14 protein-coding genes and 1 riboswitch are annotated in these 14,465 nt (G+C 37.1%); of the genes, 5 read left to right on the top strand and 9 right to left on the bottom strand.

Annotation, left to right across the window (positions count from 1 at the left end; all coding sequences use genetic code 11):
* The first annotated feature begins 5 nt into the window (after positions 1 to 5).
* Positions 6 to 779: an exodeoxyribonuclease III gene (gene xth, locus FIT70_RS00605; RefSeq protein ID WP_028818157.1), complete on the top strand. Its 774-nt coding sequence runs from the start codon at positions 6 to 8 to the stop codon at positions 777 to 779.
* 6 nt (positions 780 to 785) lie between these two features.
* On the opposite strand, the gene FIT70_RS00600 is transcribed toward xth, so the two are convergent.
* The 6 genes from FIT70_RS00600 to def are packed head-to-tail and all read right to left on the bottom strand — an operon-like array spanning position 786 to position 7,524.
* Positions 786 to 2,072, bottom strand: coding sequence for a sigma-54-dependent transcriptional regulator (locus FIT70_RS00600; protein ID WP_139930304.1), 1,287 nt, complete (start codon positions 2,070 to 2,072; stop codon positions 786 to 788).
* 2 nt (positions 2,073 to 2,074) lie between these two features.
* Positions 2,075 to 4,210: a sensor histidine kinase gene (locus FIT70_RS00595; RefSeq protein ID WP_139930302.1), complete on the bottom strand. Its 2,136-nt coding sequence runs from the start codon at positions 4,208 to 4,210 to the stop codon at positions 2,075 to 2,077.
* Positions 4,207 to 4,785 (bottom strand): DUF4390 domain-containing protein, encoded by a 579-nt coding sequence (locus tag FIT70_RS00590; protein WP_189340857.1) that lies wholly within the window; start codon positions 4,783 to 4,785, stop codon positions 4,207 to 4,209. Before FIT70_RS00590 ends, FIT70_RS00595 begins: the two co-directional genes overlap by 4 nt.
* The gene (gene rsmB / locus FIT70_RS00585) at positions 4,763 to 6,043 is read right to left on the bottom strand and encodes a 16S rRNA (cytosine(967)-C(5))-methyltransferase RsmB (protein ID WP_139930300.1); all 1,281 of its coding nucleotides are present in this window, start codon (positions 6,041 to 6,043) and stop codon (positions 4,763 to 4,765) included. The genes FIT70_RS00590 and rsmB overlap by 23 nt, the downstream gene beginning before the upstream one ends.
* Positions 6,044 to 6,048: 5 nt before the next feature.
* On the bottom strand, positions 6,049 to 6,993 hold the full coding sequence (gene fmt, locus FIT70_RS00580) for a methionyl-tRNA formyltransferase (RefSeq protein ID WP_139930298.1): 945 nt from the start codon (positions 6,991 to 6,993) through the stop codon (positions 6,049 to 6,051).
* An 18-nt stretch (positions 6,994 to 7,011) separates the two neighbouring features.
* The gene (gene def / locus FIT70_RS00575; protein ID WP_139875302.1) at positions 7,012 to 7,524 is read right to left on the bottom strand and encodes a peptide deformylase; all 513 of its coding nucleotides are present in this window, start codon (positions 7,522 to 7,524) and stop codon (positions 7,012 to 7,014) included.
* Positions 7,525 to 7,701: 177 nt separating this feature from the next.
* Between def and FIT70_RS00570 the strand changes: the two genes are divergently transcribed.
* The gene (locus FIT70_RS00570; RefSeq protein ID WP_139875301.1) at positions 7,702 to 8,163 is read left to right on the top strand and encodes a Smg family protein; all 462 of its coding nucleotides are present in this window, start codon (positions 7,702 to 7,704) and stop codon (positions 8,161 to 8,163) included.
* Here FIT70_RS00570 and metF read toward each other — a convergent pair.
* From metF to metK, 3 genes are all read right to left on the bottom strand, one after another.
* Positions 8,160 to 8,996 carry a methylenetetrahydrofolate reductase [NAD(P)H] gene (gene metF / locus FIT70_RS00565; RefSeq protein WP_139869941.1) on the bottom strand — a complete coding sequence of 279 codons (837 nt, stop codon included), beginning with the start codon at positions 8,994 to 8,996 and terminating at the stop codon, positions 8,160 to 8,162. The genes FIT70_RS00570 and metF overlap by 4 nt on opposite strands.
* Before the next feature lie 2 nt (positions 8,997 to 8,998).
* Positions 8,999 to 10,420: an adenosylhomocysteinase gene (ahcY, locus tag FIT70_RS00560; protein WP_028818148.1), complete on the bottom strand. Its 1,422-nt coding sequence runs from the start codon at positions 10,418 to 10,420 to the stop codon at positions 8,999 to 9,001.
* Positions 10,421 to 10,499: 79 nt separating this feature from the next.
* Positions 10,500 to 10,581: riboswitch (S-adenosyl-L-homocysteine riboswitch) on the bottom strand.
* A 56-nt stretch (positions 10,582 to 10,637) separates the two neighbouring features.
* Entirely contained in the window at positions 10,638 to 11,795 is a 1,158-nt protein-coding gene (gene metK / locus FIT70_RS00555; protein WP_139866691.1) for a methionine adenosyltransferase, read from the bottom strand.
* A gap of 67 nt (positions 11,796 to 11,862) precedes the next feature.
* Here metK and FIT70_RS00550 point away from each other — a divergent pair, with 67 nt between their 5' ends.
* From FIT70_RS00550 to xerC, 3 genes are read left to right on the top strand one after another with little or no spacing between them, the layout of a single operon-like run.
* Positions 11,863 to 12,702 carry a lysophospholipid acyltransferase family protein gene (locus FIT70_RS00550; RefSeq protein WP_139930296.1) on the top strand — a complete coding sequence of 280 codons (840 nt, stop codon included), beginning with the start codon at positions 11,863 to 11,865 and terminating at the stop codon, positions 12,700 to 12,702.
* Positions 12,703 to 12,716: 14 nt separating this feature from the next.
* Positions 12,717 to 13,562, top strand: coding sequence for a diaminopimelate epimerase (gene dapF / locus FIT70_RS00545; RefSeq protein ID WP_139870941.1), 846 nt, complete (start codon positions 12,717 to 12,719; stop codon positions 13,560 to 13,562).
* 5 nt (positions 13,563 to 13,567) lie between these two features.
* Complete coding sequence (xerC, locus tag FIT70_RS00540) at positions 13,568 to 14,461, top strand: tyrosine recombinase XerC (RefSeq protein WP_139866685.1); 894 nt, start codon at positions 13,568 to 13,570, stop codon at positions 14,459 to 14,461.
* Positions 14,462 to 14,465: the final 4 nt, after the last annotated feature.

Below are 14,465 nucleotides of genomic sequence, written 5' to 3'. Positions count from 1 at the left end.
ATGTTATGAAGCTCGCAACGTGGAATGTGAATTCTCTTACAGTAAGAATAGGCCAGGTTGAAGATTGGATTAAAAAATCGCAGCCTGACCTGCTTTTGCTTCAGGAAACAAAACAAGAGAATATTAAATTCCCTCATGAAGCCATAAGTGCTCTTGGTTATCACGCTATCCATAATGGACAAAAAACCTACAATGGGGTTGCGATTATAAGTAGATATGAGCTTTTTGATATTCAAAATAATATCCCTGATTTCGAGGATGAGCAAAAGAGATTAATTGCTGCAACTATAAATACGGACTATGGAAAAATAAGAATAGTTTGTGTCTATGTTCCTAATGGGCAGTCTGTAGATTCAGAAAAATATCACTACAAGCTCGATTGGTTAAAACATTTCACCCTATGGCTTAAAAATGAAATGGTATCTTTCCCAGACATTATTATTGCAGGCGACTTTAATATTGCCCCTCAAGATATTGATTGTCACGATCCAGAGGCCTGGAAGAATAATATTCTTGTCAGTCCAAAAGAAAGGGAAGCATTTCAAAAAATTATTGACCTAGGATTGTCAGATAATTTTAGAGTCATTAATCCTTCTGAAATTCAATATAGCTGGTGGGATTACCGAATGGCTGGATTCAGGCGAAATCTTGGTATGCGCATTGATCACATACTCACAAATAAAAATATAACAGACAAAACTACAAATTCCGTCATTGACAAAGAGCCAAGAAAGTCCGAACGCCCATCAGACCATACACCTGTCGTCATAGAATTCTGATTTACTTTACTTTACTTTGATTCCAAGTTGCTTCAACTTTCTGTAAAGGTGCGTTCTTTCAACGCCAGACACTTCCGAAAGTTTAGACATGCTCTGATCATCTTGATTTAAGTGATGCTTAAAATACATTCTTTCAAACTCATCACGCGCATCTCTTAATGATTTACTAAAAATATCCCCCAAACCTTCATCTTTATTGCCTTTACTTCTTTTTGAAGTTTTACTTTTATCATGTAACAAATTAAATTGATTTGAAACGCGCTTAACATCATCTGCCGTAATTTTTTCAAGCAAGCTCGTTTGCATTAAATTAAATACGAAACTTTCTAACTCCTCAATATCACCCAGCCAATTCATGCCGCGCATCATGTTTAAGGCAGCAACATCAAAAACTTTATACTCTGATTTATCAGATTTTGTAAGATGCATTGTCAAAATGGATGATGCTAATTCTGGAATATCTTCTTTATGCTCATTGATTGAAGGAAGCAATAATGATCCAGGCAATAGCTCATTCAAAATACGCTCATCAAAATCAACATCATTCTCCTGAGTAAGTGATTTTGAAGTAGCGCAAATAATTCTTACATCATAATTAGCCGCTTTACTAATTAGTAAATTTAAGCCTTTTTGCTGAGATTTAGTTAAATGAGAAATTTCATTTAAGAAGATTGAGCCGCCTCTATGTTGATCGAGAAGATCAGCTGGTGCATTTGAAACAACCTCAAAATCTTTTACATCAATCCAAGGTTGATTTTTGGGATGTAAGTATTGTGCACAAATCTTGGCACAGCCACCTTGGGGACCCACAAGAAGAAGGGGTGTTTTTAATGAAATGAGTTTATCGAGTCTCTTTTTAAGATCTTGTATTACCTCGCTCTTGCCAATGTTAAGTAAATTTATTTCTATTTTTGGCAAATTATTTGCATGCTTTAAGGCTTCGTTTACTGTCTTTAAAAGCTTTTGCAGCGTAATGGGCTTTTCGAGGAAATCAAAAGCTCCGATTTTAGTTGCTTCCAAGGCTGTGTCGATTGTTCCATGCCCTGACATCATTACCACTGGACTAGTCATAAATTTTTCATTTACCCACTCTTTAAGAAGAGTAATGCCGTCACAATCAGGCATCCATATATCCAATAAGATCAAATCAGGCATTTTATTTTTTTTAAGCTCGCGGGCTTCTGTGGCATTTTCAGCCACAAAAATTTCAAAACCCTCATCAATAAGAATATCTCTTAGCAATTCTCTTATCCCTAACTCATCATCTACTACTAGTATTTTTTTTATGCTCATAATTATTTACTTTTAGCTATTGGCAGTTGAATATTAATATGGGCGCCGCCACTTTTTATATTTTCTACAACAATGATTCCTTCATGCTCTTCAATTATTTTTTTTACAATAGCTAAGCCAAGACCAGTGCCATGCGATTTAGTTGTGACATATGGTTCAAATGCTTTTTTAAGTATGTCTTCTGAAAAACCTGGGCCATTATCTTCAATGGATAAGACGAGATAATTTTTATACTTATTAGTATTAATTTTAATGCTCGGTTTTTTTGTATTGCTAACCATAGCGTCTTGCGCATTTTGAATAAGATTTATTAGTACTTGTCTCATCATATTCGCGTCCACTTTTATTTTAGGCAACCCTTTTAATAAATTAGTTGTTATCTTAATTCCTGAATTTTCAAATAAATGAGAAATTTCTATGATAGTTTCGTTAATATCTGTTGATTCTAGATTTAATTTAGGTGCGCGGGCATATTCACTAAACTCATTTACCATAGTTTTCATTGCATCAACTTGATTCACAATTGTTGAGACAGCCTTATCTAGAATCTCTGTATCGTCTTTATTTAATTTAGATCCTAATTTATGTTTAATTCTTTCAGCTGAAAGTTGAATTGGTGTAAGTGGGTTTTTAATTTCGTGCGCAAGCCTTCTCGCAACCTCAGACCAAGCAGCATTTCTTTGAGCTTGAATCATCATAGTAATATCATCGATCATTAAGACATAGTTGTTAACTTTATTTTGCGGGAGAGTTGTGATTTGTAGGGAAAGCACTTGATTATTTTTTTCATATCTAATTTCAAATTGTTTTATGATTTCTGGTTGCATCTTCCTATTTGATGTCTTGATTTCTTCTTGAATGCTCACAATAAAATCTTTTAATAACTTATTTTTATTTGAGATTGAAGTTAGCAATTGGTCTTTATTTTTTGACAAATCAACCTGTAAAATCTTAGAAGCGGCAATATTAAATGATTTAATTTCCATTGCATCGTTAATAACGATCACTCCTGAAGACAAATGGGCTAATACAGTTTCAAGATATGATCGAGCAGACTCAAGTCTTATCTGATTATTTTCTGATGTTTGGGTAGCCTGGTCTAATTGTCTAGTCATGCTATTAAAAGATCTCACGAGCACGCCTAGCTCATCTTTGCCTTTTTCGGGAAGCATTGTCTTAAAATTTCCTTTTGCAATCTTTTTGGTACCTTCAGCTAGAAGTGCTAATGGCTCTGATAATTTTCTACTAAGTAGAAATCCGATGGCGACAGCAGTCAAGATGGCAAGCATAAGGACAAGGGTTAATGTAATTGAAAAAATTAATTTTAATGAATCCCTGCTATAGGAAAGCTTTTGGTAGTCTTGGAATACGTCCTGCACTGACTCAGCCAATGTCGACAGGGAGTTTGGTACTGGTTGTAAAATTTGTAAAATTAATCTTTCGTTCGAGACTGAAGTCCCATTAATTGGTGCCAATACTCTCAAATAAAGGCCTTTATTTGTTATCGGCTCAATTTTCCCGTAGATATTATTTTCTGCCTGCTTCAATTGTATTAATGTCGGCAATGCAGGTAAAAATGATTCTGCATCATTGCTTGATACAGCTATAATTTTTCCTTGGTCAGAAATGATTGTGGCATCTTGAACACCTGTTTTTTCGCGAAGATCACTAAGTGCAGCATATTGGGATGTCGCAGGCAATGAGGAAAGCGAGAGTGCCATACGCTCCGCTTTTAACTCCAGGTCAGTTAACATGATATCTAATGCTTTTTGCCCCAGTTTTAAGCCACCATCTAGGGCTGATTCGACTTTGACATTAAACCATGACTCAATTGAACGCGTTAAGAAATTAACAGAAACTAAATAAACAATTAAGCCTGGTATAACTGCCATAAGCGTAAAGGAAATAACAAGACGCATGGATAATCGACTTCCCATCACATCTTTTTTAATATTTCTAAATAGTTTCTTAATCTGATTTGCAATGATTGCAATCAGACTCAAAATAAAAAAGCCGCTTAATATTAGAACGATTGTGTAAGAGCTACCTGAAATAAATTCAGAACTTGAACTTGCTTTCGACAAAAGAAATAAAAGCAATGCACCAACTAAAGCAGCAATGGCAATAAGATATCTCATTTTTTATTTACGAATGTCCATTGGAATTGTTTAGAAGCTAATTGCCATTCTTGATTACTTGTTATATCTGCTTGAAGCTGTTTTGGTAATTTAGTCTGATCTAATTTAACTAGAAGATAAGCCGAGTACTTTTCAGTATCATCAATCTGTGATTTATCAAAAATACGCCAATTTTTTATTCTTTTAAGTTCATTTTTTGCTTGAGTTAAATTATCAAAAGCAATAAGACGATTTTCAGACTCAGCGAGAATAAATTGTTTTGATAGAGCATGGTAACTTAATAGAATCTCTTTTGTTTTTTTAGCAACCTCTTCATCAAACCAATATTTTCTGGGTTTTTTTAGCTCAAATTCAATAACAAAATTAATAGGAATACCTTTTCTAATTGCTTCATCTAAATCATCATTAAAAGATAAGTCAAAATCAGCATTTAAAAAATAGGCTTCGAATTGACTATTAATTTCAGCAGTTTTGATAATTAAGCTATTGTCGGCCGCAACAATAGATGAAGGGAAAAACAAGGCCATCCAAAGGCTAAAGAAAATACTTAATTTAATTTTTTTCAAGCAATGCATAAAAGAATCCGTCATGATTTTCGCTTGGTATTAGTTGATTTTCATATTTACTATATTCTGAATCAACAGACCATTTTACTTCTTTTGCGTCCGTATGCTCTTTAATAAAATGATTAATAACCTTCTGATTCTCATCATGAAATATAGAGCATGTCGCGTAAAGTAATTTACCACCCTTTTTTAATAGCTGCCACATAGCTTCAAGCATAGCCTCTTGTTGTTTAGCAAACATTTCAATATCACGCGGCCTTCTCAACCATTTTATATCTACGTGACGCCTAACGACCCCCGATGCTGAACATGGTGCGTCTAGTAGGATACGGTCAAATAATTTTTCATTCCACCATGTATTCACTGCTGTTAAATCTGCACATTTCAAATAGGCGTGAAGGTGCAATCTCTCTAAATTTTCCTTTACTTTATATAGACGGTCTTTTTGCTGGTCAATAGACACTAACTCAATATCGGCAATTTCTAGCATATGCCCAGTTTTTCCGCCAGGCGCACTGCAGGCATCAAGACAAATCTGGCCATCTTGCAAATCTAAAAGTTTTGCAGCAAGCTGAGCGCCAAAGTCTTGGATAGAAACTTCGCCATCCATAAATCCAGGTATTTTTTCTACAGGAGTAGGCTGGGCCAGCTCTAATGCAGTATTTCCTAAAACTCGATAAGAAATCGCTTCTGATTTAAGTTTTTCTTCATATTGCTTAAGATTAGTTTTTCTTTCATTAATTCTCAACGTCAGGGGCGGGTGCTTATTTCCATTCAATAATATACTTTCCCAGTTCTTGGGATAATTTTGCTTAATAAGATTAATCCACCATACGGGGTATGAATAAAAAGCCTCTTCGTTATTTTTTAATTCTGTTTGTAAATTTTCTTTTTGACGAATAAAATTTCTTAATACTCCATTTACAAAAGAACCTGCCCAGGATTTATTGATCAATTTAGCTGCCTCTACAGCTTCATTCACTACTGTAAAATCAGTGGATTGGTCATGATTCAATTGAAATAAGGCAACACAAAGTAAAGCTTCGATTTTTTTATTTGTTATTTTTTTATCAATGAGTTGCTGAATAAAAAATTGATTTTCACCTAAAAATCGAATGGCCCCATATGCCAAAAAAATTGCAACCGATTTTTGTTGTGGCGTAATATTCTGATGATGTTCGAAACGCCTTTCAAAAACTTGATTTAAGTTATGTCCTTTTATAACTTCGGACACACAATCTGCTGCAATAAGTTGAGATTGATGCAAAATAGTTACGACTTAAAGACGTCTCCCAATATAGGTCGATGCCCCAGAATGAATTCTTTGGCTTTAAGTCTTTTTCCCCCGGGCATTTGAAGCTCTTTAATTGATAAGATACCTTCACCACATTTCACATGAATAAATTCGTCAAGCTTTATAATTTCGCCTATATTGGCATCTTCATTAGCGTCTATAGCAACCTCAGCCTGCCAAATTTTACATATAGCTTCACGATATTCAGTTTGTGCAACTGGAAATGAATTAAATGCTCTGACTTTTCTTGCAATTACTAAGGCGGGATCATGCCAATTAATTTTTGACTCTTCTTTAGTTACTTTTTCGGCATAAGTTACATTCGCTTCATTTTGAGGCGAAGATTGAAGCTCACCTTTCTTGGCTAATTCATCCATGACTTCTGTCATTAAATTGGCGCCCAATATTGAAAGTGTTTTTGTTAACTGCTCAGTTGTATCCTTTTCGCTGATTTGAATTTCAGCTTTTTTAACCATGTCGCCCGCATCCAATTTTTGAACTACGCGCATAATAGTGACTCCGGTTGTCTTATCACCTATCAAGATAGCACGATGAATTGGAGCAGCACCTCGCCACCTCGGCAATAGAGACGCATGTATATTAAAACAACCCAAAGAAGGAAGGTCTAGAATGGCTTGGGGAATAATCAGTCCATAGGCTGCCACTATCATCACATTGAAATCGATTGCCGCCAAAGTCTCGTATGATTGTTGGCTTTTTAATTCTGAAGGCTGATAAACAGGGATACTTAATTCATTTGCTTTAAGCTTTACGGGGCTCGGATGAAGCTTCAAACCGCGGCCTGATGGCCTATCAGGCTGAGTTAAAACACCAACTACCTTATAATTTTTATCATAAAGAGCCTGCAAAGCTGGGACAGCAAAGTCAGGAGTGCCGGCAAAAATAATTTTTAAGGGATTCACTATATAGATGTCGCTAAATTAAGCATTAACCAAATGCTCTTTGGCGCGTTTTTTCATTTTTATTTTGATGCGATTCCGTTTCAATGATGATAAGTATTCTACAAATACTTTACCTAGAAGATGGTCCATTTCATGCTGAATACAAACAGCCAATAAACCCTCTGCTTCAAGCTCAAAAGATTTTCCTTCTCGATCAAGAGCTTGAACTCTTATATGTTCGGCACGTTTCACTGATTCAAAAACATCAGGCACTGATAAACAGCCCTCTTCATATACTTGCTGCCCTGATGATTCAATAATTTTAGGATTAATAAAAACCTTTAAATTGTCTTTTGTTTCAGAAATATCCACCAGAATTAATTGAAGATGACGATCAACTTGAGTTGCAGCCAATCCTATGCCTGGCGCAGAATACATCGTTTCCGCCATATCATCGATAAGCTTCCTAATTGAGTTATCCACAACCTCAATTGGTTTTGCAATAGTATGCAGTTTTGGGTCAGGATAATTTAATATATTTAAAATTGCCATAAATGTTGATTATTTTATTTATTGCTGATAACTTATCTACAAGGTCTAAACACCTTAAATTTATTAGACATATTAAGAATATTATACTTTGCTAATAGCTCAATTACCTGACTCAAATTCATTTAGCCTTCACTTACTTCTAAGTAATTTTTCATTCACTATCGTAAAGGAATCTTTATGCTAGAACTGCTGATCTATATGTTTGAAAATTATCTGAGTACGCAAAATTTGCCTGACTTCAAAAGCATTACTGCAGAACTTGAAGCTGCCGGATTTGATAATCAAGATATTGAAAATGCCTTTACTTGGTTTAATCAGCTAAAAGCAATGACTAATGCCATCCCTGTAAAAAATAACGCATGTTCTTCCTTGGGCTATCGCATGTACTCCGAGAATGAACAAAAAAAGATAAGTGCTGAAAGCTTAGGTTTTGTATTATTCCTAGAACAAGCCAAGGTGCTTGACACAAATGAACGAGAAATTATCCTGGATCGAGCTATGGCACTGAAACAAGAGCATATTAATATCGAGGAAATGCGTTGGATTGTGATGATGGCGCTTTGGAATGAAGGTCGTGAAAAAGACTTTTTATTTATCGAAGATGCAATCTACCAAGATCACAACTTAGTTTTACACTAAGTACTTTCTATATTTTGAATGATGCGGGAAATAATGCCTGCTTGGTTTAACGTATAAAAATGTAAGCTCGGTACGTCCCATCCAATCAACGTTTCACAAAGTTCAGATATCACATCTACACCGTATGATCTTAATGAGGGTAAGTCGTCCCCATAGCTCTCTAATTTAATTCTGAGCCAGCGAGGAATTTCTGCGCCGCAATTAGATGCGAAGCGAGCTAATTGATTAATGTTATAAATTGGCATAACACCTGGAATAATCGGCACATCAATATCTGCAATTAAGCATTCATCCATAAATCTAAAATATGCATCGGCATTAAAAAAGAATTGTGTAATAGCCGAATTGGCCCCAGCATCCACTTTATTTTTAAAGTTTTGAATGTCTATTTGTGCTGAGGGCGCTTCAGGATGATATTCAGGATAGGCTGCTACTTCAATATGAAAGTAATCATTAGTTTCTTGTCGAATAAAACTTACTAATTCATTAGCATGTTTAAACTCTCCACTTGGTAATGCGCCTTGCGGCACATCACCTCTCAACGCTACAAGATGCTTAATATTATTTTGCTGGTAGAGATCAAGTAAAGTTTTAATTTCTGCTTTTGTCGATGAAATACCTGAAATATGAGGTACTGCATTAAAGCCTTCTTGTTTTATTTCTAATACTGTTTCAAGCGTCCGATCTCTCGTAGAGCCCCCTGCACCAAATGTCACCGAATAAAATTCGGGCTTAAATGCAGAGAGTTGCTGACGAGTATCTTTTAAGTTCTTAATACCTTCCGGTGTATTGGGAGGAAAAAACTCGAAACTGTAAGAAATTTTCTTAGCCATGATTAATAACGATACTGCTCAGGCTTATAAGGTCCTTCTTCTTTAACGCCAATATAATTAGCCTGCACTTCAGACAAAGTCGTAAGTTCCGCATTTAATTTTTTCAATTGTAAGCGAGCAACTTTCTCGTCTAAATGTTTCGGCAATGTATATACGCCAACCGGATATTTCTCAGAGTGCGCAAATAATTCAATCTGAGCAATCGTTTGATTTGCGAATGAAGAGCTCATTACATAACTTGGATGCCCTGTGCCGCATCCTAAATTCACGAGCCTACCTTTTGCAAGCAAGATGATTCGTTTACCGTCTTTAAAAATCACGTGGTCCACTTGCGGTTTAATTTCTTCCCATTTGCAATCACTTAAAGATGCCACATCAATTTCATTGTCGAAGTGGCCAATATTACAAACGATTGCTTGATGTTTCATACGCGACATATGGTCATGAGTAATGACATGATAATTACCTGTAGCTGTTACAAAAATATCAGCATGTTCAGCGGCATAATCCATAGTCACGACTCGGTAACCTTCCATTGCAGCTTGAAGTGCACAAATAGGATCGATTTCAGTGACCCATACTTGTGCCGATAAAGCGCGGAGCGCTTGTGCTGAGCCCTTGCCTACATCTCCATAACCAGCCACAACAGCTACCTTACCTGCAATCATTACGTCCGTTGCACGCTTAATAGCGTCTACTAAAGACTCACGACAGCCATAAAGGTTATCAAATTTAGATTTCGTCACTGAATCATTAACATTAATTGCAGGGAAAGCTAATTTACCCTCTTTATGCATTTGATATAAACGATGAACACCTGTAGTCGTTTCTTCGGTTACCCCTTTAACGTGTTTAAGCCTTTCAGAATACCAATGAGGATCTGTTGCTAACTTTTGCTTGATTGAATTAAAAAGTGAAATCTCTTCTTCGCTTGAAGGCTTCGAAATCAATGCGGCATCTTTTTCAGCGCGCGTACCTAAGTGAAGAAGTAAAGTTGCATCACCACCATCATCAAGAATCATGTTGGTATAGCCGCCATCGCTCCATTCAAAAATACGATGCGTGTATTCCCAATACTGATCAAGCGTTTCACCTTTAAAAGCAAAGACAGGTGTGCCGCTTTTAGCTATAGCTGCTGCTGCATGATCTTGTGTTGAGTAGATATTGCAAGATGCCCATCTCACCTCAGCTCCCAAATCTTTAAGTGTCTCAATGAGCACTGCTGTTTGAATCGTCATATGAAGTGAGCCGCTAATGCGGGCACCTTTTAATGGTTTTGTTTTTGAATATTCTTCACGAATAGCCATGAGACCTGGCATTTCAGTTTCTGCAATGGTGATTTCTTTGCGGCCAAAGTCAGCCTGATTAATATCGGCAATAAGATAGTCTTGTGTATTTAAATTTTGGTTAGTCACTGTATTCATTTTAAATTCCTTTTGAATGCTAAGTGACCAGCTGGGATGTTTCGGTATCCACCAACATCCCGTGACTGGCACGGTTATAAATTGGTGAACGCCGTTTACAAGTAAACTTGTAATCTGAGCCTGGGATTTTATGAAAAAATCTCGCAGCGTTCCTCAGAAGAGTTGCATTATAAATTAAAAGTAATTAGGACTCAAATACTTACTAAAGTTCAAATATTTAACTTGCTGATTTAAGGATTTGAGCTTTATCTGCTGATTCCCATGAGAATTCTGGCTCGTCACGTCCAAAATGTCCATAAGCCGCCGTTTTCTTATAAATGGGACGCAATAAATCAAGCATTTTCACAATGCCTTTAGGTCTTAAATCAAAATGCTCAAGAACTAATGCGGTCAATTTGTCGTCTGCAATCTTACCTGTGCCGTAAGTTTCCAGCATCACCGAGGTCGGTCTTGCAACACCAATCGCATATGAAATTTGCACTAAACAACGAGAAGCCAAGCCTGCTGCCACAATATTTTTAGCGACATAGCGAGCAGCATAGGCCGCTGAACGATCGACTTTACTTGGATCTTTTCCTGAAAAAGCCCCACCACCATGAGGCGCTGAACCGCCGTAGGTGTCTACAATAATTTTACGCCCAGTGAGTCCACAATCGCCCTGAGGCCCGCCAATGACAAATCGACCTGTAGGATTTACAAGGTACTTGATGTCCCCTTTAATAAGCTCTTTAGGCAAAATAGGTTTAATAATTTCCTCAATCACTGATTCGCGAATGGTTTCGAGAGATACCTCTGGATCATGCTGAGTTGAGAGCACAACTGTGTCAATCGAATGCGGCTTATGATCTTTATACTTTAAAGTGACTTGTGCCTTAGCATCCGGACGCAACCATGGAAGCCTGCCATCTTTTCTTAAATAAGATTGCCTTTCCATTAAACGGTGAGATAGCCAAATAGGCATAGGCATCAACTGCGCTGTTTCATCACAGGCATAACCAAACATTAAACCTTGATCACCTGCACCTTGGTCTAGTGGGTCATCTAAAGCACCATCCACACCCTGCGCAATATCAGGCGACTGCTTGTCATAGGCGACAAGGACAGCACAGCCTTTATAATCAATGCCGTAATCAGTATTGTCATAGCCAATGTAACGAATCGTATCGCGAGCAACTTTAATATAATCCACATTAGCTGTCGTGGTGATCTCTCCTGCTAATACAACAAGCCCTGTGTTTGTTAATGTTTCAGCTGCAACACGAGCCGTAGGGTCTTGTTCTAAGATAGCATCAAGGATCGCATCTGATATCTGATCAGCTACTTTATCTGGATGGCCCTCGGAAACAGATTCCGAAGTAAATAAGTGCTCGCTCATGGTTTTTTCCAAGTTCTAAATTACGTAAAGCGTTTAGAATAGCAAAATATCAGGTTTAAATACAATTATGCTATCAAGACTATCCTTATTTTTCATTACCATATTCTTTCAATTACCTCTCTTTATCTTGCATGGATTAGGGGGATTTTTAGGTCGAGTCGCTTATCAATTTGATCGTCGATTTAAAGAGCGTATAGATGCTAATTTAAAACGTGCTTCTATTTCATCCGATGAAAACGATTTAAAAAAACTTACACAATTATCGATCCGCGAAATTGGAAAGTGTCTTATGGAAGCCCCTGCGATTTGGTTTAACTCACCTCAAAAAAATTTTCGCTGGGTCAAACAATGTTACGGATGGCAGCATGTTGAAGCTGCCCTCAAAAAGAAAAAGGGTATTATTTTTTTAACTCCTCATTTAGGCTGTTTTGAAATTACCGCGCAGTACTACGCACACTATCAACCCATCACAGTTCTATTCAAACGTCCAAAACATAACTGGCTTGCAAATATTGTTTTATCTGGAAGGCGTCACTCCCAAATTCATCTTGCTGAAGCAAACCTCCATGGCGTTAAGCAATTAATGCAAGCGTTAAAAAAGGGTGAAGCGATTGGTGTCTTGCCTGATCAAGTGCCCAATGAAGGTCAGGGCGTATGGGCTCAATTTTTTAATACACCCGCCTATACTATGACTCTTGTTTCTAAGCTTGCAGAATCTTCGAATGCCGCTGTCCTGATTGGTTTTGGTCATAGACTTTCTGGAGGCCAGGGATACGAAGTCTATATTGAACCTTTGGGTCAAGATCACTCCCCCCAAGGTATTAATAATCGACTTGAGATGCTCATTCGAAAATATCCAACACAGTATCTTTGGAATTATCAACGATTTAAAAAGCCAAAGAAATAAGAGACAATCATTTTATGAAACTTCATTTTACAAAAATGCATGGGATTGGTAATGACTTTATAGTGCTCGATCATACTAAGTCTCCTTTCCAGTTATCTAAAGATACGATTCAATCTTTATCTCACAGACAACTCGGGATCGGATTTGATCAGCTTCTCGTTGTTGAGCATACAGCCCTTGAAAACGTTGATTTCAAATATCGTATTTTTAATCAAGATGGTGGTGAGGTTGAGCAATGTGGCAATGGTGCGCGTTGTTTTTACCGATTTGTAAAAGATAAGCACTTAACTGATAAACAATCCATTCGCGTGGAAACAAAATCAGGTGTTATTGAGCTCACTGAAGACGCTGAGCATCTGATTGAAGTGAATATGGGTGAGCCTATTTTTAATCCTAAACTTATTCCATTTATTTCAGATGTCGAAAAAAATGAATACCCTATTTCAATAGATTTACCGCATCAAAAAGAAACAATCAATATGGCAGTTTTATCCATGGGCAACCCTCACGCAGTGATCACAGTCAAAGATACTCAACAAGCTCATGTTGAAATATTAGGTGCTTATTTGGAATCACATGAGCTTTTTCCAAAGCGCGTCAATGTTGGGTTTATGGAAATTGTATCGTCTCATCATATTCGTTTGCGTGTCTTTGAAAGAGGCGCAGGCGAAACACTTGCTTGTGGAACAGGGGCATGCGCTGCGGTAGTATCAGGAATCAAACGTCATTTACTTATATCACCTGTGAAAGTTGATATGCCAGGAGGATCATTATCTATCGATTGGAAAGGATCTTCATATCCTGTAATGATGAAAGGCCCGGCTGTCACTCTCTATGAGGGAGATATTGAGATCACTTAAAACTTATGGAACATAATCACTTCCAAAAAAGCTATATCGATTACCTCACCTTTGAAAAAGGTCTTAGCAGCAACTCAATTAAAAGTTATGCCCATGATCTTGCCCAGCTTGTAGTTCTTGTCGAGCATGATCGTTTTGAATCCTTTTCTATCCAAGACATCAGACGAGCAAGTGCTAAACTTAATAGCCAAGGACTCCATGGCAAATCTATCGCACGTATGTTGTCTGCATGGCGAGGATTTTTTAATTACCTGATTGAGCGCCACCAGTTTAAAGAAAATCCTGTCAAAGATGTCCACGCACCCAAGAGTGCCAAGACATTACCGCAAACTTTATCAATTGAGCAGATGGTTAAACTCGTATCTATTGATGACACCACATTACTAGGGTTAAGAGATAAAGCCTTTTTAGAATTATTTTATTCATCTGGACTACGTTTAAGTGAAGTAGTAAATGTCAATATCAACGATCTCGATCTTCAAGAAGGTGTTATCACTGTCACCGGCAAAGGCAATAAAATGCGTATGGTCCCTATAGGCCAAAAAGCAATGCATGCCATTCAATCTTGGATTGAAAAACGTGCAACGATCAAAACAGATGACAAATCAATGGATGCCTTATTTATTACAGAGCGTGGTAAGCGCATGACAGCTCGCGCTATTCAGTATCGCATTCAAATGTGGGCTATCAAGCAAGGTATTGATAGTACGGTTCACCCTCATTTATTAAGACATAGCTTTGCCTCACACGTTTTGCAATCAAGTCAAGATTTAAGAGCAGTGCAAGAAATGTTAGGTCATGCCAATATCAGCACCACGCAAGTTTATACCCATCTGGACTTTCAGCATCTTGCAAATATTTACGATAAAGCACATCCAAGAGCTAAAAAGAAATCATGATGCA

The sequence above is a fragment of the Candidatus Methylopumilus universalis genome (genome assembly GCF_006364435.1).
Taxonomy (GTDB): Bacteria; Pseudomonadota; Gammaproteobacteria; order Burkholderiales; family Methylophilaceae; genus Methylopumilus; species Methylopumilus universalis.
This window is presented reverse-complemented; position numbering and strand designations above follow the sequence as displayed.